Here is a 22,272-nt window from a genome sequence, read left to right as displayed (position 1 = left end):
ACGCCCCGAGAGGCGATGTGCCGGTTTGTGGGGGCGGGTTCGTTCGCGATGGGGCGGGAATGGTCGGTCAGCGCCGTTCCCGGGCTGAAGCCCGGGCTACGAGTGACAACGTGCCGGCCCACTGCCATTCGTACAGGCACACCCCGTAGGGTGGATCGCGCTTTATCGATCCACCGGCGATGTCGCGTCAGATGCCAGTGGTGGAGAAAAGCATCGCGAATGAATTCGCTCCCACGGGGTGCGTCATGGGCCGTAGGGTGGGCTTCAGCCCACGCTGTCTGCCGCTGGTGGGCTGAAGCGGAACGCCGCCCGGCCCACCCTACAGGGCATGTGCCCTGGGATCGGGAGGGAATTGATGCGGTTCGCTGAGCTCACCGCATCCTACGGGGCACGCTTTGGGTGACGGCAAACAAAAACACCCCGCCAGGGCGGGGTGTTTGTGGGGGTGCCGTCAGGAGGCGGGGTTGCTGGTCAGGTGGGCGTCGGGTTGGTTGCCGAGTTTGAATACCTTGAACAGCACGGTCAGCAGTACGAGGAAGGCCGGGCCGATGTAGAGGGCGATGCGGGTGTCTTCGAAGAAGGCCATGAGCGCCACCACCAGGACCAGGAAGGCCAGGGCGAGGTAGGAGCTGATGGGGAACAGCCACATCCTGAACTGCAGCTTGCCCTGTTCGGCGGGGCTGAGGCTGCGGCGGAACTTCATCTGGGCGAGCAGGATCATGGCCCAGGTCCAGATGGCGCCGAAGGTGGCGATAGAGGTGACCCAGACGAACACCTTCTCCGGCACCAGGTAGTTCAGCAGCACGCCCAGCAGCAGGGCGAAGATGGACAGCAGCAGGGCGTTGCGCGGGACGCCATTGCCGGAGGTGCGGCCGAAGGCGCGCGGGGCCTGGCCGTGCTGGGCGAGGCTGTAGAGCATGCGGCCGGTGCTGAAGATGCCGCCGTTGCAGGAGCTGAGGGCGGCGGTGATGACCACGAAGTTGATGATGCCGGCGGCGGTCTTGATGCCGAGGCGCTCGAAGGTCATGACGAAGGGGCTGCCCTGGGTGCCGATCTCGTTCCACGGGTAGATGGACATGATCACGAACAGCGCGCCGACGTAGAACAGCAGGATGCGCCAGAACACGGAGTTGATGGCGTCGGGGATGGTCTTCTGCGGGTTGCGCGCTTCACCGGCGGTGAGGCCGATCATCTCTACGCCGAGGTAGGCGAACATGACCATCTGCAGGGACATGAGCACGCCCTGCACGCCGTTGGGCATGAAGCCGCCGTGGGTCCAGAGGTTGCTGATGCCGGTGGCGATGCCGCCGTTGCCGATCCCGAAGAGGATCATGCCGGCGCCGGCCACCACCAGGGCGATGATGGTGACGATCTTGATCAGGGCGAACCAGAACTCGAACTCGCCGAAGGCGCGCACGGTGATGAGGTTGATGGCGCCCATGCTCGCCAGGGCCAGCAGGGCCCAGATCCAGCGGTCCACGTCGGGGAACCACATCTGCATGTAGATGGCGACGGCGGTGATCTCGGCGACGCAGGTCACCAGCCAGAGGAACCAGTAGTTCCAGCCGGTGAGAAAGCCCGCCAGCGGGCCGAGGTAATCCTGGGCGTAGCGGCTGAAGGAGCCGGCCACGGGGTTGTGTACGGCCATCTCGCCGAGGGCGCGCATGATCACCAGGATGGCGAGGCCGCCGATGATGTAGGAGAGCATGATGGCGGGGCCGGCCATCTGGATGGCCTTGGCCGATCCCAGGAACAGACCGACACCGATGCAGGCGCCAAGCGCCATGAGCCGTATGTGTCGTTCACCCAAACCGCGTTGCAGTTGATCGCTGCTGGACATGAAGAACCTCTTATTTTTGTAAAAGGGCTGACACCCGCCAGGGGGTAACCCGGCGGGCGCTCTCGTTTCCCGCGGGCCCGGTTGGGGCGGGCGGGAGCAGAGGACGTCCGTGACCACAGGGCGTGCCTGTCAGTCCGGTTCGGACGGCCGGCTGTTGTATAGGGGGGTGTGCCGGGGGGCAACTTGCTAATCGGCTTCCGGGTTAAAACAGCTGAATCTGCTGCGCGGACTATACAGCGCAGTGAAAATGTCTTCGATACGACCAATTGGCAGGAATAGAGCGGCTGGCACGCCCGTTCTGACCTGTGAACGACGGGGAAGCCGCGATTCCTGGCCGTTTCACCAGAAAACCCCTGGCCGGCCTGCGTTGTGGTGTCGCAGGCCGGCGCGCGGGTCAGCGCAGCTTGGGGCGGGTGCCGAGCAAGAGGCCGGCGAAGATCATGGCGCCGCCGAGCCAGTGGTAGGCCTGCAGGGACTCGCCGAGCACCAGGTAGCCCAGCAGCGCGGTGAACACCGGCATGAGGTAGTTGGTCAGCGATACCTTGGCCACGCCGAGCACGGCGATGCCCCGGTTCCACAGCAGGTAGGCGATCAGCGAGGCGAAGGTGCCGGTGTAGCCGATGGCGGCGAGGTTGGCCGGGCTGGGGGCGAAGCCCTGGCCGCTGGCGATCTCCAGCAGGTACAGCGGCAGCAGCATGGGCACGCCGCAGAGGATCAGTGCGCCGAGGAACACCAGCGGGGGGATGCCCTGGAACCAGGCGGCCCAGCGCCGTTGCAGCAGGGTGTAGAGCGCCCAGTCGAGCACGCCGAGCAGCATGATCAGGTCGCCGGGGTTGAAGCGCAGGCCGGCCAGGGTGGCCAGGCTGCCCTGGCCGATCAGCACCAGCAGGCCGAGGATGGCGACGGCCATGCCACCCCAGGCGCGTCGGGCCGGCCATTCCCCCAGCAGCACCCCGGCGCCGATGAAGGTGGCCAGGGGCAGGCAGGTGTTGAGCAGGGTGAGGTTGATGGCCACGGTGGTGCGTGCGGCGAAGTACATCAGCACGCTGAAGGTGCAGATGCCCAGCGCGGCCACCACCAGCAGGCGCCAGCCGGCGCGGCGCAGGGCGGCACGGTGCTGCCACAGGGGCTTGGCGATGAAGGGCAGGAGCAGCACCAGGGCGACGCTCCAGCGCCAGAAGGTCAGGGCGAAGGGCGGGATGTCGTCATGGAAGGCGCGGGCCACCAGGGCGTTGCCGGCCCAGCAGGCGCTGGCCAGTACCAGGCCGGCCCAGGCGAGCGCCGGGGCGTGTGTGCGGTTCATGGGTCAGCGCGCGCCCTGGGGGCGCAGGCGGTACTGCGGCGGTAGCTGGTCGATGCCGCTGACGGTGACGTTGAGGTCTTTCCAGAGGCCGTCCTTGATGCCGTAGATGCAGCCGTGAACGGACAGCGACTGGCCGCGGTGCCAGGCGTTCTGGACGATGGTGGTGTGGCTGACGTTGGCCACCTGCTGCATGACGTTCAGCTCGCAGAGGCGGTCGACCCGCGCTTCGTCGGTGGGGAACTGGGCGATGTGGTCGCGGTGTTCGTAATAGAGGTCGCGGATGCTGCGCAGCCAGCCGTCGATCAGGCCGAACTGGGCATCCTGCATGGCGGCGCGCACACCGCCGCAGCCGTAGTGGCCGGTGACGAGGATGTGCTTCACCCGCAGGACGTCCACGGCGTACTGGACGACCGACAGGCAGTTGAGGTCGGTGTGCAGGACGACGTTGGCGACATTGCGGTGGACGAACAGGTCGCCGGGCAACATGCCGACGATCTCGTTGGCCGGTACGCGGGCGTCGGAGCAACCGATCCACAGGTATTCGGGCGCTTGCTGCTTGGCCAGTTTCTCGAAGAACTGGGGGTCGTCTTCCTTGATGCGTTCAGCCCAGCGGGCGTTGTTGTCCAGCAGCTGCTGCAGGTCGCTCATGGTGCTTTTCCTCCGTTGGCCGGCGCACCTTACGGAGGGGGGCCGGCTTTGACAAGGCTGGATGCCGGGTCGGCCGGCCCGGGGGCGTGGCGGCTGGGAAGGCTGGGCGCGCGGTCAGTCGAGCAGGGTGCAGGCCATGACGAGGGCGTCTTCACGGCCACCAACGGCGGGGTAGTAGCCACGGCGGCGGCCGACTTCGTTGAAGCCGTAGCGCTCGTAGAGGCGGTAGGCCGATTCGTTGCTGGCGCGCACTTCGAGGAAGCATTCGCGGGCGTTGAGCGCGCGGGCGCGGTCCATCAGGTGCTCCAGCAGGCGCAGGCCGAGGCCGCGCCCCTGGCTTTCCGGCTTGACGGTGATGTTGAGCAGGTGCGCTTCGTCGATGATCACGTTGATCACGCCGTGGCCGACCTGCTGGGAGCCTTCGAACATCAGCCAGCAGTCATAGGACTTGATGCCGTCGGCGAAGATGCCGCGCGTCCAGGGGTGGCTGAAGGCGGCGTATTCGATCTTGAGTACGGCGTCGAGGTCCGCCTCGGTCATGGGGCGGAAGGTTACGGCATCGGTCATTCAGCGTTGTTCCAGCGGCGCATGACCCGGCGCATGGCGCGCCAGAGGTCCGCCTTGCGGTGCGGTTCGTCCATCAGCAGCTCCAGGCCGGGTACGGCCCAGGCGGCACAGAGCCCTTCGATCTGCAGTTCGCGGCCAAAGGCCTCGGCGTCGGCTTCGCCGGCAAAGCGCACGGCGGGCAGCCCCACCAGCCAGAGGCAGGCGCAGGCCGGGCCTTCTTCCAGGCGGGCAGCGAGGAAGCCCTGGAGGAAGTCGCGGGCGGCGTCGGGGCCCTGGTCCATGTTGCCGCGGGCCAGCAGCGGCCAGCGGATCGGCTCGCCGATGAGCTGGGGCGCATCTGGCAGGCCGGCGGCGCGCAGCAGGTCCTTGAGCAGCAGGTAGGCCGGGTCGCGGCTCTGGAAGCCTTCCCCGGTGGGCAGTTCCACCAGCAGCAGGCAGGCACCGGCCCGCAGCAACTGGAGGGCGAAGCGCGGCGGGGCCACCGGGGCGGCCTTCACCGGCTGGGGTGCGTCGGCCTCGGGCTCCGCCGCCGGCTCGGGCACGGCCACGCGGGGGGTGCTGCCCGGGCGCGGCACCTCGATCTTCGGCCGGGGCGCTGCCGGGGCTTGGGTGCGTTCGGCCACGACGGCTGCGGCCGCCGGTTCCGGGCGCGCGGGGCGGACCGGTTCCGGCGTGGGCAGGGGCTCGGGCAGCACCAGCAGTTCGGGGCGCGAGGGGGCGGCGAAGGGCAGCGCCGTGCGCGGCAGCCAGGTGGCGACCTGCATGGCGTCGAGGTATGCGCGGCGGCGAAGCTCTGGGATCAAACGTCAGCTACCTGTGGATGGGCTTTGCGTACGCCGGCCTGCATGAGGTTCAGCGCGTTGAGATAGGCCTTGGCGGAGGCGAGCACTATATCCGTATCGGCGCCGTTGCCGTTGACGATTCGTCCGGCTTTTTCCAGGCGCACGGTCACTTCGCCCTGGGAATCGGTGCCCTGGGTGATGGCGTTGACGGAGTAGAGCTGCAGGCTGGCGCTGGAGCGGGCCAGGCTTTCGATGGCCTTGAAGGCGGCGTCCACCGGGCCGGAGCCCTGGGCGCGGGCTTCGTGGTCCTGGCCGTCGATGCTGAGCACCACGCGGGCTTCGGGGATCTGCCCGGTGCTCGAGGTGACTTCGAGGAAGGCCAGGCGGAAGTGCTCGGGGGCTTCTTCGCCGAGGGTGTCGGAGACCAGGGCCTGGAGGTCTTCGTCGAAGATCTCGTGCTTCTTGTCGGCCAGGGCCTTGAAGCGGGCGAAGGCTTCGTTCAGTTCGGTCTCGCCGGGCAGGTGGATGCCCAGCTCTTCCAGGCGGGTGCGGAAGGCGTTGCGGCCGGAGAGCTTGCCGAGGGAGAGCTTGTTGGTGTGCCAGCCCACCGACTGGGCGGACATGATCTCGTAGGTTTCGCGGTGCTTGAGCACGCCGTCCTGGTGGATGCCGGACTCGTGGGCGAAGGCGTTGGCGCCGACGATGGCCTTGTTCGGCTGCACCGGGAAGCCGGTGATGCTGGAGACCAGGCGCGAGGTGCTGAGGATGTGCGGGGTGTCGATGCCGGTGTGCACCCCGAGGACGTCGGCGCGGGTCTTGATGGCCATGACGATCTCTTCCAGCGCGGCGTTGCCGGCACGCTCGCCGAGGCCGTTGATGGTGCATTCCACCTGGCGGGCTCCGGCGGCGACGGCGGCCAGGGAGTTGGCGACGGCCAGGCCCAGGTCGTTGTGGCAGTGCACGGAGAACACGGCCTTGTCGGCGTTGGGGATGCGCGCCAGCAACTGGCGGATGGTCTCGGCGTACTGGTGCGGGATGGCGTAGCCGACGGTGTCGGGGATGTTGATGGTGCGGGCACCGGCGTCGATGGCGGCTTCGATGATGCGGCAGAGGAAGTCGAGCTCGGAGCGGCCGGCGTCCTCGCAGGAGAATTCCACGTCGGCGCAGAGGTTGCGGGCATGGCGCACGGCGCGCACGGCCTGCTCCACCACCTGGTCCGGCTGCATGCGCAGCTTGTACTGCATGTGGATGGGGCTGGTGGCGATGAAGGTGTGGATACGCCCGGCATTGGCGCCCTTGAGGGCTTCGGCGGCGCGCTCGATGTCGGCTTCGACGGCGCGGGCCAGGCTGCACACGGTGCTGTCCTTGATGCTGTCGGCGATGGCCTTGACCGCTTCGAAGTCGCCGGGGCTGGCGATGGCGAAGCCGGCTTCGATCACGTCCACCCGCAGGCGCTCGAGGGCCTTGGCGATGCGCAGTTTCTCTTCCCGGGTCATGGAGGCGCCGGGGCTTTGCTCGCCGTCACGCAGGGTGGTGTCGAAAATGATGACGCGATCGTTGTTGTTCATTGTGGTCACTCTCCTCTTGTCCCGCCGGGGGTGCGGCCGAGCGCTGGCTAATGACGCCGCGGCTCGTGGCCGCGACGACGGATGGCGGATTGTGGCGCGAAACGCGCGGGGCGGGAAGGCGCGGGCGGCGCACAGGGGCGCCGCCGTACAGGCTCAGTTGATGGGCGTGGCGGTGAGGTTGGCGCGGATGTCGGCGTTCTGCAGCTTGACGCCGTACATGGAGGTGACGGCCCCGCCGGTGGGGTGTACGTGCTGGACGCGGTCGATGTCCACTTCCTTGAAGTGGACGCGCCCGTTCACCGCGAAGCCCAGCGGGTCGGGGGTGACGGGGGTGCAACTGCTGCCGTTCTTGGTGCAGACCTTGGTGGGCGCGACGTCGAGGTTGAGGTCGGCGTTGAAGCCGTAGGTGTTGGCGTTGGGGTCCTTGGGGTCGCCGTCGGAGGTGTGGAAGTTATCCACAACCAGTTGGGCGCCGCTGCCGTTCACGCCGTTGACGCGGTCGGTCTCGAGGATGATCTGGTTGCGCTTCTCGTCGGTGGCGACGCCGTTGACGGAGCTGTCGATGGTGGTGTCGCGGACGAAGACGTTCTTCAGCTTGACCGAGACGCCTTCGTTGCCCCGGTCTTCCCAGCGGCCGCCGCTGGCGGAACAGGCGCTGGCGGTGGCGCCGCTGCCGCCCACGCAGAGGGCGCCGGCCCCGCCGGAGCTGAGGGCGAGGGTGGAGCCCTGTTCGTAGCGCTTGAGCACCAGCCGGCCAAGGCTGGCGCCGGTGGCGCGGTCGCCCCAGCGCAGGTCGGAGACGTCGAGGTTGGACCAGTAGGTGCCCTTGCGCAGTTCGACGCCGTTGTGGGTGACGTCCACGGTGCCGTCGCGGAAGTGCATGTCGTAGCGGGTGCCGGACAGCCACAGGCCCTTGCCGGTTTCGTCGACGGTGATGGCGGCGCGGGCGTCGCTGACCACGAAGTCGGCGTTGTAGCCGATGCCGTCGCCCACCAGGCCGCCGGGCTTGAGGGTGATCTGGCCGTTGAGGGTGAAGTCGTAGGCCGGGAAGATCTCCATCAGCACCAGCAACTCGGTGCCGCCCTGCAGGGGGGCGTTGGCGCTGCCGACTCGCAGGCCGTCGAAGCTGTAGCTGCCCTTGAGGTTGTTGAGCCCCAGGCGCAGGCCGTCGAAGTGGCCGTTGTAGTTGCCCTTGCTCATGTCGCTCTGGGTGCCGGCGTAGCACCCGGTGGCGCCGCCGCCGGCGCAACTGCGGGTGATGTCGAGGGTGAGCTGGCCGCTGCCGTAGGTGCGCAGGCCGCTGAACCACATGCTGTTGCCGTTATCGGTGAGCGAGACCGCGCTGTTGGCCATGTTCCAGTTGAGGTCGGCGGTGAGGCCGGCCAGCCCGGAGTTGGGGTCGCCGCCGGGGCGCAGGGCGATGCTGTTGCGGCGGCTGCCGTCGTCGACGAAGTTGAGGTCGATGCCGAGGCTGCCGAGCTTCTGGTTGGTGGGGTTGCCGAGGATCAGCCCGCCGAGGGTGGCGTTGAGCTTGAGGTCGGCGAAGGCGATCTGGACGAAGCTGCCGTTGGCGTCCTGCACCAGGTCGAGGGTGAGGCCGTTGAGGCTGCGCAGGGTGCCGGAGAAGTTCTCGGCGCGGAGGATGCCTTCGTCCTGGTACTGGAACAGGCTGTTGCTGATGCTGACGTCGGTGCGCACCCGCAGGCCGGAGCCGCTGGCGCCGCCGCTGGAGACGCTGACGGTGCCGCCCAGGCGCAGGTCCATGTTGAGCTTGCCGAAGCTCTTGTCGGCGCCGGGGCCGCGCAGGTCGGGGGCATCCGGGGTGACGGGGCTGGCCGTGGGGTCGCCGCTGGCCAGGTCGAGCCCGATGCCGCCGATGGCGGCGACGAAGCGCGAGTTGCCGAGGTCGAGCTTGACGGCCTGGCCGTCGCCGCCGCTGACGATGTCGAGGTAGGCGTTGTTCAGGTAGGCGTCCAGGCTCATGCCCTTCACCACCAGGTCGTAGCCGTTGTCGCGGTAGTAGAAGGTGACGTCGGAGAGCGACAGGCGGCTGTCGTCCACCGAGATGCCGGTGACGCCGCTGGCGCCCCCGCCCTTGAGCTTGAGCACGCCGCCGAGGGTGTAGAAGGCGCGCAGGCCGCCGAAGCTGCGGGGGCTGCCGCCCATTTCGACGCTGTTGACGTTCATGACCCGGGCACCGCCCTGGTGCTGCACCTGCAGGCGGCCGCCGGTGACGTCCACCTGGGTGGTGGAGGTGGTGGTGGCGCCGGTGCGGGGCTGGTTGCTGACGCCCTTGAGGTTGAGGCTCTGGCCGTCCTCCTGGTAGCTGATGGAGCTGGCGGACCAGGTGCCGGTGGTGGTTTCCAGGGTGATGCCGTCCCGGCCGCTGACATCGGAGAGCGCGGAGTCGTCCAGCGCCTGCATGGCCTGGGCCAGGGGGCTGAGGAGGACCGCGAACAACGCCACTGCACGCATCGCCTGCTCCTTCTTCTATTTGGGGAACACCAGCACGCTGCCTTGCATGCGGATGCTGCCGTCGATCCGGGCGGAAAAGATGTTGGTCTGCTGGTAGGTGGGGTCGCCGCCGTTGGCGACGGTGCCGGCCTTGTTGCGCCAGCCGCCCTGGTTGGCGACGGCGAAGGCGAAGCTGCCGTCCTTGAAGCGCACGTTGTTGGGCAGGCCCAGTTCGATCACGTCCTGGTTGAAGCCGGCGCTGGCGTCGTCGATGACGCGAGTGCGCAGGGTCAGGCCCTCGAAGCTGAACACGCCCTTGAGGTTGTCCAGCACGTACCAGCCACCGTTGGCTTCGGTGCGGATGGCGACGCGCATGCCGCAGGCTTCGGGGGTGCTGGCACCGGCGGTGGCGCAACTGCGTTCGTTGACCGCCCACTGCGCGGGGTTGTTGCCGGCGGGGGTGTTCCACAGGACGCCGCCGGCCTTGTTGATGCTGAACTCGCCGGAGAGGTAGACCCCGCCCTGGCCGCTGGTGGCGCTGAGGTCGGCGTCGTCCAGGGGCTTGAGTTCAGCCTGGGCGCCGGCGCTGGCGAGCAGCAGGGCCAGGGTGAGCAGACGGGTCCTAGAGGTCATGGCTGGTCACCTTCAGGTAGTTGATGCTGAGGCCGCCGATCTCGTTGTAGCCGAAGTTGTAGCCGCCGGTGGCGGGGTTGCCGGTGCCGGACTTGAGGTTGTTGATGATGATGCTGGTGCGCGGGGCGTTGGCGTAGAAGTCGTCGGCCAGGGCCTGCTTCTGCGCGGCGGTGGTGCCGGAGGCGGTGGGGTTCTGCAGCTCCAGCACGAACTGGCCGTTGCTGCTGACGTCGAACAGCAGCGGCTGGCTCTTGCCGTAGCCCAGCGCCACGGTGGCGTAGGCGCCGCTCATGAAGAGCGTGCGGTCGCGCTGCTGTTGGGCGGTGGTGCAGTTGATGGTGCCGGCGGCGCAGGACATGAGCTGGATGCTCTTGGCGAAGACGTTCAGGCGCAGTTCGCCGACCATCTGGTTCTTCACCTTGTCGCCCCAGAGGCGCAGGTAGGAACCGTCCATGGCCAGTTCGGCGATGTCGAGGTTGATGACGTCGGTGCGCCCGGCGGCGACCTGGAAGTCGAAGCGGATGCCCAGGTCGACCTTCTCGCTGGCCCGGCTGGAGCAGGTGTTGCCGCCGGTGCTGTAGCCGCTGATGCAGGCCGACCCGCCGCTGGTGAGGCGCTCGGGGAAGGTGAACTCCAGCACCGAGATGCCGCTGGGGGTGGTCTGCACCCACTGCCCGGCATCGTTGAGGGTGCGCATCGACTCGCCCCGGGCGAAGTTGAGGGTGAAGGGGTGGTCGAGCCGGCCGATGGTCACCGGGTTGAGGTTGGTGCCGTTGTTGCTCCCGGTGGCCCCTAGGTAGAACTCTTTCACGGCGATGGGCACGTTCTGCCCGCTGCCGTTGGTGATGTCATTGAGGGTGATGATGGCGCCGCTGGCATCGAGCATCACCTTGTCCAGCACGAAGCCGATGCCGGCGCCGTCCACGGCGGACAGCTCGGAATCGTCCATGGCCTGCATCTCGGCGTTTGCCAGGGCCGGCAGCAGACACGACAACAGGGCCAGGGTGCGCATGGTCAGCACCCCTTGGTGGCGGAGCCGAGGCAGGTGTCCTGGCGGGGGATGCCGTTGAACGCCTGGTTGAAGTCGATGTTGATCGGCGACACCAGGTTGCCGTTGGCGTCCCGGTACTTGGGCATATTCAGGAAGGCGCCCTTGAGGGCGGTCATGAAGGCGTTGCTGTCCATGTCGCGCCAGGCCACATCCTGGGTCTGCAGGGAGATGAAGAAACCCTTCGCAGCGCCCTCCATGCCTGCCATGTTGCTGGTGTTGCCCACGGGCAGGGACTGGAACTGGGAGAGGTTGAAGCAGGTCTGGATACCCAAGATGCCGCAATTGTTGGAGCGAATGATGGCAAGCGCGAGATCAGATACCACCGGAAAGCAGCCGCTGGTGCACTTCAGGCCGTCGCCGTTGACCACCCCCGCACTGGATGACCTTGTAGGGTCCGCCCTGCCAGAGCTGTCGACCAGGTTCGCGTCAGCCTCCAGCGTACTGGTTTCATAGATACCCCCCAATCCTAAAAGGAATTGCTGCCCTGCGCTGGCATTGGCATAAATCGCCCTGGCCGAACCTTTGATATGCACGGGAATATTCCCGGTCAGGCTCTGGATGTCGCCCGAGAGAATCCCCTTGGCCTCGCCAAAGCCGATGCGCACCCCCACCACCTTGTTGCCCGAGTAGGCGAACTCGACGAAGGGGTTGGAGACCTTGAAGGGGTTGATGGTGTTGTCGGCATTGACGGTGCCGAGGGCGAAATTGTTGATCAGGATGTCCGACGAGCCGGCCGCCTCACCGGCGCGATCGTACTGGCCGAGCTGGAGCTTCTTGATGTTGAGCTGGGTGTCGACGTCCACCCCGAAGTTGACGCGGGTGTAGTTGATGCCGGCGTTGGCATCGGTGGTCAGGTTGATGAAGGCCTGGCCGGTGATGGTCGAGAGTTCGGCGTCATCCAGGGCTTGCATCTGGGCCTGGGCAGCGGTGGCCAGCACACTGGCGGCGAGCAGGAAGACAGTGTCCCTGAAGGGACTGCGAGACGGACGCATGGCGGGTTCCCTCACTTTTCTTGTTATCCGGGGCCGCTCTGGGGGCGGCGCGGTTCCGTGTTGCCACTATAGGGGCGCCCCCGCCAGTTAGGCCCGACCCATAGGCGGGAAAAGGGCGGAATTGCATGGGCCCCGTACCCAACGGCCGTTGCGGTTGTTACACAAATCCACACCCGGGCTTGCCGCCCTGGCTTCGGACTGGTGATGCGCCACCGCTATCCGCCCTCGGCGTTCACCCGTCTTTGGATAGCTGGGCGAGCACAGGGGTACCTGTTCAACTGCCGGCTCCAAACCAACAAGGAGCCGTTGCGATGCTAAAAGCCCAAACTCTTCCAATCGCTTTCTTTTCTCTAGGCTTCTCGCTTATGGCGATGGCTACTGACTCCCAAAGCGAACTGGAGCGCCATGTCAGCTTCATGAAAGGCGAAACCGGGGAGATCGTGCCGACAAAGCCTCGGGCGAAGCTGTTCGGGCGCCAAGCATTGGCCCTAACGAACGCACCCAGCGGTACGCTGACTGTTGGAAAGATCATCGCCTATGACGCATTCAACTACAGCCCTTACAACGATGAGCCCATCGATACGAGCAGCTTCAACATGGTGATGATGGGCTATTCGTCGGAGAGGCCGGCGATAGGATCTGTCAGTGCCGGTCTTTCAGGGATAACCAACCTGGGGATTGCCAAAATAACCAAGAGCTTCAACAACCCACCGATTCCCGAGATGGATGAGCTATGCAACCTGACGCTCACCTCCACTGAAGATCTTCAGGGTTTGAATATTGGGGGCATTTATCTGCCGCTAACCAAAACCTGGACATCAACAAAGAACGGTACGGCCTACTACGACTACGCAGTAGTCGTATGGGATGGCGCACCAAACTTTCAGTACTACATCGATCAGCACGCCTTCTGCACCACCTTCGAATCCTTCAACAGCACCTACCCCAACGGCGCCTCGGTCCCGGTGACGTTGGTGCCCTGATCGCCCAGGTGACGCACTGCGTCAGTTTGCGACTGGCGCAGGAGGGGGGCCGGGGGCGTAGAATCGCCCCAGGCCGTGCCAGGCCGTGCCTTCATGGCCTGGCATGTTTTCTGCTCCCACCCTGCCATGGCTGCCCTCCTCTCCCTCATGACCACAGACCCGGATCACGCCGACGCCCGCTGGGACGAACTGAAGAACCAGAACGACCTGGCCTGGGACCTCGACGCCATCACCGACCGCCAGCAGGCCATCGACTTCCTGCTGCGCTTCGAGAACCGCCTGTGCGTCTATTCCAGCTACGTGAAGAAGCTCTACAGCAACTACAGCTTCGTGGTGCCGGAGGAGGCCCACGGCAGCATCGCCATCCTGCCCGACGAGCAGGCCTGGCATGACACCTTCCACGAAATCCCGCCGGAGGCGGTGCAGCCCACGGGCATCCACATCCTCCCTGGCGAGACCATGGGCCACACCGGTCTGTACCTGAAGATCCCCGGCGAGCATCGCCTGGCCGCCTCCCGCGAGGTGCCCTTCCAGGAAGGCCTGAAGCTGCTGATCCAGCGCTACCAGGCCAAGCACGACCACTTCCTGCCGGTGCTGGCCAAGGGGGACCTGCGCGAGTACGAGGCGCGCATGCCGTCGCTGCACCTGCACCGCGTCGATATCTCGCGCCTGGGCCACCTGTCGCAGTTGGAGGTCAACACCATCAAGGCCGCCATCGCGGACCACCTGATCGGACTCTTCCGCCACGCCTGACCGGGTGCGGCACGCGATCCTTTGATCGCTTCGGGCTGATTCGTCGCCCCCCTCATGCAGTACAATCGCACCCTTTTTCCTGGCAGGGACCGTCTCCCACGATGATCGAACCCAAGCGCGTCTTGCGCGCCCTCGCCGAACACTGGTCGCTGCTGGAGCCGCTGTGCGAGCGCTTCGATACGGGCACCCTGAGCCTGTCCGAGCTGCGCATGCAGGTCGGCGCCCAGTTGCCGGCGGGCACGCCCACCGATATCACCGCGTTGCTCGACCAGTGGATCCGCCTGGATATCCTGGTGCCGGTGGCCAAGAGCCCCAACCGCTTCGAGCTGAACGCCCAGATCCACGACTTCCTCGCCTACCTGCGCCGCGAGCACCGCCTCGGCCTGTGCCTGGAGATCGAGGCCTACCTGCGCCACCTGGAGCGCCTGGCCGGGCACATCCAGGAAGCCTTCGAGATCCGCGACGGCAACGACCTGGCACGCCAGCTGCGCCTCTTGGACATGCGTGTGCGTGACGTGCTGAAGAAGCTCGACAACGACGAGCAGGCGCTGGTGGGCGTGGCCGAGCGGGCCAAGACCAGCGACCGGCAGATTCCGCTGCGCCAGCGCTATGCAGAAGTGCTGGCGACCTGGGACGAGTACGTCGAGCCGATGATCCAACTGGTGTCCGCCGATGGCGCCTTCGAGCAGGGCGTGCGCCGTGTGGAACAGGTGCTGCTCAAGCTGCTCGGTGAGCAGCAGCGCCTGGGTCAACTGGTGGACGATGACCTGCTGCTGCGCACCCATGCGCGCATCCTGGAGATGCAGACCACCGCCCAGTTGACCCTGCGCAAGGCCCGCGAGCTGCTGCTGCCGCTGCGCGAGGAAGCGCGCCGGCACAACGCCGTAACCCGTGGCGCGGCCCTGGCGCTCTCGGTGATCCGCAAGAAGGGCCTGGACGGGGTGCCCCAGGCGGCGATGCCGCTGTTCACCCGGCCGCAGAGCACCTTCCTCGGCAGCGCATCGCAGGTGGAGGCCTACGTCTACGCCCTGGCGCGCTTCGAGCCCAAGCCGGCGCACTTCCCCAAGGCCGGTGCCGGCCGCAAGGGCGCGCCGCCCAAGGCCCCGCGCACGGCACGGGAGATGATCGAGCGCTGCGAGCAGGCCCTGCCGCTGCCGGACCTGATGGCCTGGCTGCTGGAGCAGGAGCCGGACGGCGCCACCGACGAATTGCTGTACTGGTTCTCCCGCCTGTCGCGGGATGGCCGCTTCCAGCGCGAACGCCTCGAGCGCCGCGACTACCTCACCGCCGAGCATCAGGTCAGCCTGAGCTCCTTCGCCCTCATCAAGAGCGAAAACCATGCAACTTGATCTTTCCGAAATGACCCAGCTCCAGGCGATCTTCCGCGAGCTGTTCAAGGGCTATCACCTCTCCCGCAGCGAGCCGGAGTGCTACGCCCAGCTGTCCACCATGCAGGACCAGTACCGGGCGCTGTTCAAGGCCCTGGGCTTCGAGCTGGTGTGCGACCCGCGCGGCTTCTACTACTTCGTGCCTGAGCAGATGGGCGCGCAGGTGAACAAGACGGCGCAGCGCCTGGCGCTGTTCACCTTCATCCTGGTGGAGCACCTGGCCGACCAGGGCCGCGACCCGCTGGCAGTGCTCGACGGCGGCAGCATCGGCCGTGACGAGCTGCCGGCCCTGCTGGACAAGTACCGCGATCTGTTCCTGCAGGCCGAGGTGACCACCCACGAGGAGCTGGAGGAGAAGATCATCCGCCGCCTCACCCAGTTGGGTTTCGCCGAGGACAGCAACGGTGTGTACCGCTTCCTGCCGCCGATGCACCGCTTCCTCGATGTGTGCCTGTCGGTCCAGCACGACCGCGACCTGGCGGCCAGCCTGCACAGTACCGACCTGCCGCTGCAGGCGCCGGTGCTGATGGACGACGACGGCGACGAGCCCATCGTCAGCCTCGATCCGCAGGAAAGTCCTGTGGATGAGTCCGAAGAAGACGCCCTGGCCCGCGCCATGGCCGAAGAGCGCGCTGCACAGGAGATCGACGCATGAGCCAGGAACGCTACGGCATCCGCCGCTTCGCCCTGCTGAACACCGCCGGCTACAGCCTGGGCCTGTTCCCGCTGGAGAACCCGCTGTCGGTCTACGGCGCCAACAACCTGGGCAAGTCCGCGTCGATCAACGCACTGCAGTTCCCCATCCTGGCGCGCATGTCGGACATGAGCTTCGGCAAGTACAGCCTGGAGCAGTCGCGCAAGTTCTACTTCGCCACCGACACCAGCTACATCCTCGTGGAAGTGTCCCTGCCCCACGGCCCGCACGTGATCGGCGTGGCCGGTCGCGGCCCGGGCGGCGGTTTCGGTCACCAGTTCTTCGCCTACCAGGGCAGCCTGGACCTGGACCACTACCAGAAGAACGGCACCTGCCTGCGCCAGCGCGAGCTGTTCGCCAACCTGGAGCGCGAGGGCATCAAGGCCTACGAGCTGAAGCCCGATGAGCTGCGCCGTCTGCTGGTGGGCGGGCATACCTCGATCCCGCTGGACCTGACGCTGATCCCGCTGCGCTCCACCAGCGAGCACAGCCTGAAGACCTTCCGCGCGCTGTTCATCAACCTGCTGCACATGCGCGAGATCACTGCGGCCAAGCTCAAGCAGCTGTTCCTCGATGCGTTCGAGCACAGCCTGCGCTCGGGCAGCGTGGACTACATCGCGGCCACCGAAGAGGCCTTCCGCGATGTGCGCCGCATGGAGCAGGACTACCAGGCGCTGGTGGCTGCCGGCCCGCTGGTGGAGGCGCTGGCCAACGGCGTGACCCAGCGCGAGATCCTGCGCGGCAAGCTGCATCGCCTGTCGCCCCTGCTGGACTCGCTGCTGGGCACCTGGCACGACTACTCGGGTGCGCGCCGCGAGGAGCTGGTGATCCAGGCCGAGCACTACCGCAGCGAGCAGGACGGCCTGCAGAACGAGCAGCGCGGTGGCACCACCGAGCTGATGCGCCTGGAGCGCGAGATCACCGAGACCCAGCGCTGGCTGGGTGAGCTGGCGGTTCTGAAGAACCGCTTTGCGCTGGTGGAAGACGCCAAGGTGCTGGAGCAGCAACTGCTGGCCGCGAAGGACGCCCACGACGAGCTGGCCGGTGCGCTGGCGCAGTCCCGCCAGTTCTCCACCGAGGACCTGGACGAGCGCGTGCGCGATCTGGAGAAGCGCCTGAAGGCGGTGAAGCAGCAGCTCGACCATGCCGACAACAACAGCTACTCGCGCCTGCGCGAGGAGTTCTCCCAGGCCGACGTGGATCGCCTGATGCGCCTGTTCAACGGCCAGCTATTCAGCCTGCCACTGGGCGAGAAAGGCATCCAACTGGATGACGCGGATGCCTGGGTGAAGACCCTGGAAGCGGTGCTGGATGGCTTCAAGGGCGATCACTTCATCGCCCCCGGCCTGGAGGTGGACCTTTCCCACATCGAGCCACCGGCCCTGCAGGCCCTGGCCGACCGGGCGGCGCTGCGCGACCAGAAGGACCGCCTGGAGCGCGAGCTGAAGCAGTTGAAGACCCAGCAGTCCGTGGCCGCCGACCGTTCCGCGAGCAAGGCCCAGGCCGAGCAGTTGTACCAGGCGGTGCTGGATGCGCAGAAGGCCCTGGAGGACTTCCGCAAGACCCAGACCCTGACCGCCGAGGAGCCCGCCAAGCTGGAGAAGCTGGCGGTGCTGGAAGCCTCGCAGGACGAGCTGAAGCGCTCCAGCGATGCGTTCACCGAGCGTGTCCAGCAGCTGTCCGCCAAGCTGCAGCTGGTGGGCCGTCAACTGGCCGACCTGGAAGCCAAGGAACGCACCCTGGAAGACGCCCTGCGTCGTCGCCAACTGCTGCCGGCCGACCTGCCCTTCGGTACGCCGTTCACCGACCCGGTGGACGACAGCCTCGATAACCTGTTGCCGCTGCTCAACGACTACCAGGACACCTGGCAGGCGCTGCAACGCATCGATGGCCAGATCGACGCGCTCTATGCCCAGGTCCGCCTGAAGGGTGTGGCGAAGTTCGACAGCGAGGAAGATGCCGAGCGTCGTCTGCAACTGCTGATCAACGCCTACGCCCACCGCCAGGACGAGGCGCTGACCCTGGCCAAGGCCCGCCGTGCGGCGGTGACCGACATCGCCCGGACCCTGCGCAACATCCGCAGCGACTACGACAACCTGGAACACCAGTTGGCGCTGTTCAACCGCGAGATCAACAAGCGGCAGGTGTCGAACCTGGCGAGCTTCCGTATCGTGCTGGCGCCGAACAAGGATGCGCTGCGCCACATCGATCAGATCATCCACAGCGCCGGCCAGTACGAGGAAGGCGAGACGCTGTCGGTGTTCGACCTGACCCAGTCCGCCGAGCAGGACGCGAAGAACGAGGAGGCCAAGGAGTACCTGGCACGCCTGGTGGCGGCCAACGGCAACCAGTTGGGCCTGAAGGACCTGTTCGAGCTGGCGTTCGAGATCACCAAGGTGCATGGCCAGCCGGTGATCCACACGGACATCGATGGCGCGGCGTCCAACGGTACGACCATGACCATCAAGGCGCTGACCAACATGTACCTGTTGCTGCACCTGATGGACCGCGAGCAGGCCGGGCGCATCCGCCTGCCCTACTACCTGGACGAGGCGGCGGACATCGACGAGCGCAACCAGCAGGCGCTGATCGAGACCAGCGCGCAGTTGGGCTTCACGCCCATCCTGGCGTCGGTGAAGCCGCAGGTTTCGGCCCATGTGGCCATCGACCTGGAAGGCGGCAGCGGCCCGAACGGCATCTACATCGACGAGGCGGACTGGAAGTTCATCAAGCCCCGCGAGAAGGCGGCCAGCCCGGCTACCACTGAGGCGACGGGCTCCGAGGTGGAGCCCGCCTGATCGGGATGCTGTTTCGCTGACAACAAAAAGGGCCGCTTCGCGGCCCTTTTCGTTATCGGGGTGGGGTCATTTGCCGAGTTCGATCTTCGGTGCCCATTTCAACCACTCTTCGTTGAGTTCGTCGTGCAGGGCGAAGGTCTGGCCGGGGATGGCCGGGCTGCCCATCTGGGCGTTGTCCGGGGTGGCGAAGGCGATGCCGCCTTCCAGCAGCGCTTCGAGGGACTCGGTGCGTACCTTCACGCCTTTGAACAGGCCGGCGTCGATGCCGACGCCGCTGGCATTCCAGAAGCGCGTGCCACTGCGCACCAGGGGTGCGTAGCGGGGCTCGATGAGGATGTGGATCAGCACCCGGTCGGCGGAGCTGCCGAGTTCGAAGCTCTCGACCTTGCCCACCGGCACTTCGCGGTAGCTGACCACGACGCCGGGCTTGATGGAACCCCGGCGGGCGGTGCTGAGGGTGACGCGCAGGCCCTCTTCCCGGGCGATGGTGGACGGCGGCTGGGTCAGGGCGGTGAAGCGCGTCTGGCTGGCACCCTTGCGCATGGACGGCTGGACTTCGAGGTACTGGCCGCTGACCAGGGTGTCGAGGTTGGCGGTGCGTACCAGGCCGAGCTCGGGCTTGACCACCCAGAACTGGGTGCCTTCGCGGGCGATGCGCTCGGCGGACTCGGTGATGCGTGCGACTACGACGACACGGCTGAGGTCGTCCGCCAGGGAGATGCGCTCGACGCTGCCGACGTCCAGGCCCTTGTAGCGGACCGGGGTGCCTTCGCGCAGGCCGTCGGCCTGGGGCATGAGGATCTCCACCAGGGTGCCTTTGCCGAGGGCGAGGTTCTCGTTGTCGTAGAGGGTGAAGCGGCGCGGCTTGGTGACGGGGGTGGCCTTGGCGTCGGGGGTGGCGAAGGCGATGCCGCCGGCGAGCAGGGTCTGCAGGGACTCGCTCTTCACTTCGACGCCGGAGAGCCCGCCTTTGATGCTGACGCCGCTGACATTCCAGAAGCGGGTGGATTCGTTCACCAGGGAGGCGAACTCGGGCTCGATGTGCACGCCGACCACGACGCGCTGGCGGTCGCGGGAGAGCTGGTAGCTCTGGATGCTACCGACGCGCATCTGCTTGTAGAGGATAGGGCTGCCGACATCGAGGGAGCCGAGCTTGTCGCTGGTGAGCACCAGGTGCAGGCCGGGGGCGTCGGTGTTGAGCGGCGGAGCCTTGGGCCGTGCGGTGAATTCGCGGGTGGGGGTGCCGCTCTTGGCGAAGCGCACGGCGATGTAGTTGCCCTTCACCAGCGCTTCGATGCCGCTGATGCCGGCGAGGGAGATGGAGGGTTTGACCGTCCAGAACTCGGTGCCTTCGACGAGGAAGTCTTCGGTGCGGGGCTCCATGGTCAGTTCGGCAGTGGCGCCGGCAAAGTTCTTGTCCATGTCGAGCTTCTTGAGGGTGCCGACCTGGACGCCGTTGTACATGACGGGGGTGTTGCCGGGGTTTAGGCCGCTGACGTCTTCCATGCGCAGCATGACCTTGAGCCCGGCCTCGGCGGCTTCGAAGCCGTCGTACAGGCGGAAGGGGATGCTGGGGTCGGTGGGCGGGCTGTCCTGGCGGTTCTCGGGCGTGGCGAAGGCGATGCCGCCGGCGGCCATGCTGAGCAGCGATTCGGTGCGGATCTTCACCCCGGAGAGGCCGGCGGTGACGTTGAGGCCGCTGGCGTTCCAGAAGCGGGTGTGTTTGCGCACGAGGTGGGCGTAGGGCTGTTCGACCAGCACCTTGATCTCGACGGTGCGCTGGTCGGCGGCGAGCTGGTAGCTCTTCACCTGGCCGACCTGGATCTGCCGGTAGTAGACGGGGCTGCCCTGTTCCAGCGAGCCGAGGCGCTCGGCCTTGAGGGTGATGTGCAGGCCGGGCAGCGAGTCGGAAAGCGGCGGCGGTTCGGCGAGGGCGTGGTACTTGCGCTCGGGCTCGCCCTTGACCGGGTCGATGGCGATGTAGATGCCGGAGACGAGGGTTTCCAGCCCGGTGACGCCAGCGAGGGAGACGCGGGGGCGGACCAGCCAGAAGCGGGTTTCCTTGCTCAGGTAGGGCTCGGCCTCCTTGAGCACTTCGACGGTGGCGACCACGCCCTTGATGTCGTCGCTGACATGCAGGTCGGTGACCTTGCCAACCTGGATGCCCTTGTACATGAGCTGGGTCTTGCCGACCTGGATGCCTTCGCCGTTCTCGAAGTAGATGGTGATGTTGATCCCGGCTTCGTTCATGGACTTCCAGCCCAGCCAGAGGCCGATCGCGAGCGCTATCAGGGGCAGGACCCAGATGGCGGACCAGTTGGTGGTTTTCTTCTTCGTGGGCTTGGGCAGGTCAGCCATGCTCGTCGTCCATATCGGTGTTGTCCCAGATGAGTCGGGGGTCGAAGGTCACTGCCGCCACCATGGTGAGGACCACGACGCTGGCGAAGGCCGCGGCGCCGATGTTGGCCTCGATGCTGGCGAGGTTCCCGAAATTGACCAACGCCACGAGGATGGCGATCACGAAGATGTCCAGCATGGACCAGCGGCCGATCCATTCGATGAATCGGTACATGAGGATGCGCTGGCGGGCGGACATCGGTTGGTGGCGTTGTACGGAGTAAAGCAGCAGGGCGATGCCCACGAGCTTGAAGGTGGGCACGAGGATGCTGGCGGTGAAGACGACCAGGGCGATGGGCAGCATGTCGGCGTGGATCAGCTCGATGACGCCCCCCATGATGGTGGAGGGCGAACCCTTGCCGAAGAAGTTGACCGTCATGATCGGCAGCACGTTGGCCGGGATGTAGAGGATGGTGGCAGTCAGCAGCAGGGCCCAGGTGCGTACCAGGCTGTCGGGCCGGCGGGCGTGAAGACGGGAGCCGCAGCGCGTGCAGCTGGGGGCTTCGTCATCGGGGGCCGGCCGGTTGAGCTGATGGCATTCGCCGCAGACGAGGATGCCGGCATCAAGCGCTCTCACTGGCGTGCCCTCCCTCGCCCAACGCGTCCCAGACCTGATGGGGCGACATGGTGACTTCGAGCCAGACCTGGGACAGCAGAAGGCCGATGAAGCAGGCCAGGCCGATGCCGAGGTGCAGGTCGGCGAGGTCGATCAGTTTGACGATGCTGACGAGGATGCCCATGAGGTAGACCTCGAGCATCCCCCACTCACGCAGATGGTGATACAGGCGGTACAGGTGCAAGCCCACCACCTGGTAGCGCCGCCAGCGAATGCACAGCAGGACCAGCAATTGGCAGACGAGCTTGAGGAACGGGATGACCATGCTGCAGAGGAACACCAGCACGGCGACGCCCTGCATGCCGCTGTCGTAGAGGCCGAGCACGCCGGTCCAGATGGTGTCCTGGGTGGTCTGTCCGAGCAGGTTGAGCTTCATGATCGGCAGGAAGTTCGCCGGCACGAAAAGCAGCAGGGCAGTGAGCACGAGGGCCATGGCCCGTCGCTCCATGTGCGCACGGTGGACGATCAACTCGTAGCCACAACGGGGGCAGCAGGCTTTCTGCTCCTCTTCGACGTGCTGGCGATGCATCAGCAGGTCGCATTCGGGGCAGGCGAGCAATTCCTCCAGGGGGTATTCGGACAACGGGCGGACTTCAGCCGAGTCAGGCATACGGGGAGCTCACGGAGATTCGCGCTTATTCTAGACGAGCACAGCGCCAAAAGAGACTGCCCGAGTGTGACTGCATCTGGCCGGGCGGGGTTCATTTCTCGCCCTGCTCCAAAGTCGGCACCTGGAGCGTTCATGCACTGCAACAGCGTTTCAGCCGGCTATATGCGCGTCGGAGTTCAGTGCGATTTTCTTCCG

Annotated in this window: 18 protein-coding genes; 5 read left to right on the top strand and 13 right to left on the bottom strand. The window is 66.4% G+C overall.

Annotated elements, in window-relative coordinates; all coding sequences use genetic code 11:
* Positions 1 to 451: 451 nt before the first annotated feature.
* The 10 genes from A7D27_RS25350 to A7D27_RS25305 all read right to left on the bottom strand — a co-directional run bounded on the left by A7D27_RS25350 (position 452) and on the right by A7D27_RS25305 (position 11,838).
* Positions 452 to 1,840 carry an amino acid permease gene (locus A7D27_RS25350; protein ID WP_083265785.1) on the bottom strand — a complete coding sequence of 463 codons (1,389 nt, stop codon included), beginning with the start codon at positions 1,838 to 1,840 and terminating at the stop codon, positions 452 to 454.
* A gap of 394 nt (positions 1,841 to 2,234) precedes the next feature.
* A complete protein-coding gene (locus A7D27_RS25345) occupies positions 2,235 to 3,143 on the bottom strand; it encodes a DMT family transporter (RefSeq protein ID WP_069562610.1) in 909 nt (302 codons plus the stop codon).
* A 3-nt stretch (positions 3,144 to 3,146) separates the two neighbouring features.
* Entirely contained in the window at positions 3,147 to 3,791 is a 645-nt protein-coding gene (gene can, locus A7D27_RS25340) for a carbonate dehydratase (RefSeq protein ID WP_069562609.1), read from the bottom strand.
* A gap of 114 nt (positions 3,792 to 3,905) precedes the next feature.
* A complete protein-coding gene (gene rimI / locus A7D27_RS25335; RefSeq protein WP_044407854.1) occupies positions 3,906 to 4,358 on the bottom strand; it encodes a ribosomal protein S18-alanine N-acetyltransferase in 453 nt (150 codons plus the stop codon).
* Positions 4,355 to 5,161, bottom strand: coding sequence for an energy transducer TonB (locus A7D27_RS25330; protein ID WP_069566500.1), 807 nt, complete (start codon positions 5,159 to 5,161; stop codon positions 4,355 to 4,357). Before A7D27_RS25330 ends, rimI begins: the two co-directional genes overlap by 4 nt.
* Complete coding sequence (locus tag A7D27_RS25325; protein WP_069566499.1) at positions 5,158 to 6,708, bottom strand: 2-isopropylmalate synthase; 1,551 nt, start codon at positions 6,706 to 6,708, stop codon at positions 5,158 to 5,160. Before A7D27_RS25325 ends, A7D27_RS25330 begins: the two co-directional genes overlap by 4 nt.
* 153 nt (positions 6,709 to 6,861) lie before the next feature.
* The gene (locus tag A7D27_RS25320) at positions 6,862 to 9,183 is read right to left on the bottom strand and encodes a DUF6160 family protein (protein WP_069566498.1); all 2,322 of its coding nucleotides are present in this window, start codon (positions 9,181 to 9,183) and stop codon (positions 6,862 to 6,864) included.
* 15 nt (positions 9,184 to 9,198) lie between these two features.
* Complete coding sequence (locus tag A7D27_RS25315; protein WP_069566497.1) at positions 9,199 to 9,795, bottom strand: DUF6160 family protein; 597 nt, start codon at positions 9,793 to 9,795, stop codon at positions 9,199 to 9,201.
* Positions 9,785 to 10,807 (bottom strand): hypothetical protein, encoded by a 1,023-nt coding sequence (locus A7D27_RS25310; protein WP_069566502.1) that lies wholly within the window; start codon positions 10,805 to 10,807, stop codon positions 9,785 to 9,787. Before A7D27_RS25310 ends, A7D27_RS25315 begins: the two co-directional genes overlap by 11 nt.
* 2 nt (positions 10,808 to 10,809) lie before the next feature.
* Entirely contained in the window at positions 10,810 to 11,838 is a 1,029-nt protein-coding gene (locus A7D27_RS25305) for a DUF6160 family protein (RefSeq protein ID WP_069566496.1), read from the bottom strand.
* 311 nt (positions 11,839 to 12,149) lie between these two features.
* Here A7D27_RS25305 and A7D27_RS25300 point away from each other — a divergent pair, with 311 nt between their 5' ends.
* The 5 genes from A7D27_RS25300 to mksF all read left to right on the top strand — a co-directional run bounded on the left by A7D27_RS25300 (position 12,150) and on the right by mksF (position 18,454).
* Entirely contained in the window at positions 12,150 to 12,821 is a 672-nt protein-coding gene (locus A7D27_RS25300; protein ID WP_069566495.1) for a hypothetical protein, read from the top strand.
* Positions 12,822 to 12,968: 147 nt separating this feature from the next.
* Complete coding sequence (locus A7D27_RS25295) at positions 12,969 to 13,574, top strand: hypothetical protein (RefSeq protein ID WP_069562643.1); 606 nt, start codon at positions 12,969 to 12,971, stop codon at positions 13,572 to 13,574.
* Positions 13,575 to 13,675: 101 nt separating this feature from the next.
* Positions 13,676 to 14,923 (top strand): Mks condensin complex protein MksB, encoded by a 1,248-nt coding sequence (mksB, locus tag A7D27_RS25290; RefSeq protein WP_069562601.1) that lies wholly within the window; start codon positions 13,676 to 13,678, stop codon positions 14,921 to 14,923.
* A complete protein-coding gene (gene mksE, locus A7D27_RS25285) occupies positions 14,913 to 15,617 on the top strand; it encodes an Mks condensin complex protein MksE (RefSeq protein ID WP_069566494.1) in 705 nt (234 codons plus the stop codon). Before mksB ends, mksE begins: the two co-directional genes overlap by 11 nt.
* Complete coding sequence (gene mksF, locus A7D27_RS25280) at positions 15,614 to 18,454, top strand: Mks condensin complex protein MksF (RefSeq protein WP_069562599.1); 2,841 nt, start codon at positions 15,614 to 15,616, stop codon at positions 18,452 to 18,454. The genes mksE and mksF overlap by 4 nt, the downstream gene beginning before the upstream one ends.
* Positions 18,455 to 18,520: 66 nt before the next feature.
* Here mksF and A7D27_RS25275 read toward each other — a convergent pair whose 3' ends face one another.
* The 3 genes from A7D27_RS25275 to A7D27_RS25265 are packed head-to-tail and all read right to left on the bottom strand — an operon-like array spanning position 18,521 to position 22,077.
* Complete coding sequence (locus A7D27_RS25275) at positions 18,521 to 20,812, bottom strand: PqiB family protein (RefSeq protein ID WP_069566493.1); 2,292 nt, start codon at positions 20,810 to 20,812, stop codon at positions 18,521 to 18,523.
* Positions 20,805 to 21,428 (bottom strand): paraquat-inducible protein A, encoded by a 624-nt coding sequence (locus A7D27_RS25270; protein ID WP_069562597.1) that lies wholly within the window; start codon positions 21,426 to 21,428, stop codon positions 20,805 to 20,807. Before A7D27_RS25270 ends, A7D27_RS25275 begins: the two co-directional genes overlap by 8 nt.
* On the bottom strand, positions 21,415 to 22,077 hold the full coding sequence (locus A7D27_RS25265; RefSeq protein ID WP_069566492.1) for a paraquat-inducible protein A: 663 nt from the start codon (positions 22,075 to 22,077) through the stop codon (positions 21,415 to 21,417). Before A7D27_RS25265 ends, A7D27_RS25270 begins: the two co-directional genes overlap by 14 nt.
* Between the last annotated feature and the right edge of the window lie 195 nt (positions 22,078 to 22,272).

This window comes from Pseudomonas sp. 1D4, from assembly GCF_001728925.1.
GTDB classification, from domain to species: domain Bacteria; phylum Pseudomonadota; class Gammaproteobacteria; order Pseudomonadales; family Pseudomonadaceae; genus Metapseudomonas; species Metapseudomonas otitidis.
The sequence above is the reverse complement of the archived record's forward strand: the minus strand, read 5'-3'. Positions and strand labels throughout refer to the sequence as shown.

Coding starts and splice junctions, on each gene's coding strand:
- A7D27_RS25310 (WP_069566502.1), bottom strand. CDS start 10,807: ATGCGCACCCTGGCCCTGTTGTCGTGTCTGCTGCCGGCCCTGGCAAAC.
- A7D27_RS25345 (WP_069562610.1), bottom strand. CDS start 3,143: ATGAACCGCACACACGCCCCGGCGCTCGCCTGGGCCGGCCTGGTACTG.
- mksB (WP_069562601.1), top strand. CDS start 13,676: ATGATCGAACCCAAGCGCGTCTTGCGCGCCCTCGCCGAACACTGGTCG.
- A7D27_RS25305 (WP_069566496.1), bottom strand. CDS start 11,838: ATGCGTCCGTCTCGCAGTCCCTTCAGGGACACTGTCTTCCTGCTCGCC.
- mksF (WP_069562599.1), top strand. CDS start 15,614: ATGAGCCAGGAACGCTACGGCATCCGCCGCTTCGCCCTGCTGAACACC.
- A7D27_RS25295 (WP_069562643.1), top strand. CDS start 12,969: ATGACCACAGACCCGGATCACGCCGACGCCCGCTGGGACGAACTGAAG.
- A7D27_RS25300 (WP_069566495.1), top strand. CDS start 12,150: ATGCTAAAAGCCCAAACTCTTCCAATCGCTTTCTTTTCTCTAGGCTTC.
- A7D27_RS25265 (WP_069566492.1), bottom strand. CDS start 22,077: ATGCCTGACTCGGCTGAAGTCCGCCCGTTGTCCGAATACCCCCTGGAG.
- rimI (WP_044407854.1), bottom strand. CDS start 4,358: ATGACCGATGCCGTAACCTTCCGCCCCATGACCGAGGCGGACCTCGAC.
- A7D27_RS25350 (WP_083265785.1), bottom strand. CDS start 1,840: ATGTCCAGCAGCGATCAACTGCAACGCGGTTTGGGTGAACGACACATA.
- can (WP_069562609.1), bottom strand. CDS start 3,791: ATGAGCGACCTGCAGCAGCTGCTGGACAACAACGCCCGCTGGGCTGAA.
- mksE (WP_069566494.1), top strand. CDS start 14,913: ATGCAACTTGATCTTTCCGAAATGACCCAGCTCCAGGCGATCTTCCGC.
- A7D27_RS25315 (WP_069566497.1), bottom strand. CDS start 9,795: ATGACCTCTAGGACCCGTCTGCTCACCCTGGCCCTGCTGCTCGCCAGC.
- A7D27_RS25325 (WP_069566499.1), bottom strand. CDS start 6,708: ATGAACAACAACGATCGCGTCATCATTTTCGACACCACCCTGCGTGAC.
- A7D27_RS25320 (WP_069566498.1), bottom strand. CDS start 9,183: ATGCGTGCAGTGGCGTTGTTCGCGGTCCTCCTCAGCCCCCTGGCCCAG.
- A7D27_RS25275 (WP_069566493.1), bottom strand. CDS start 20,812: ATGGCTGACCTGCCCAAGCCCACGAAGAAGAAAACCACCAACTGGTCC.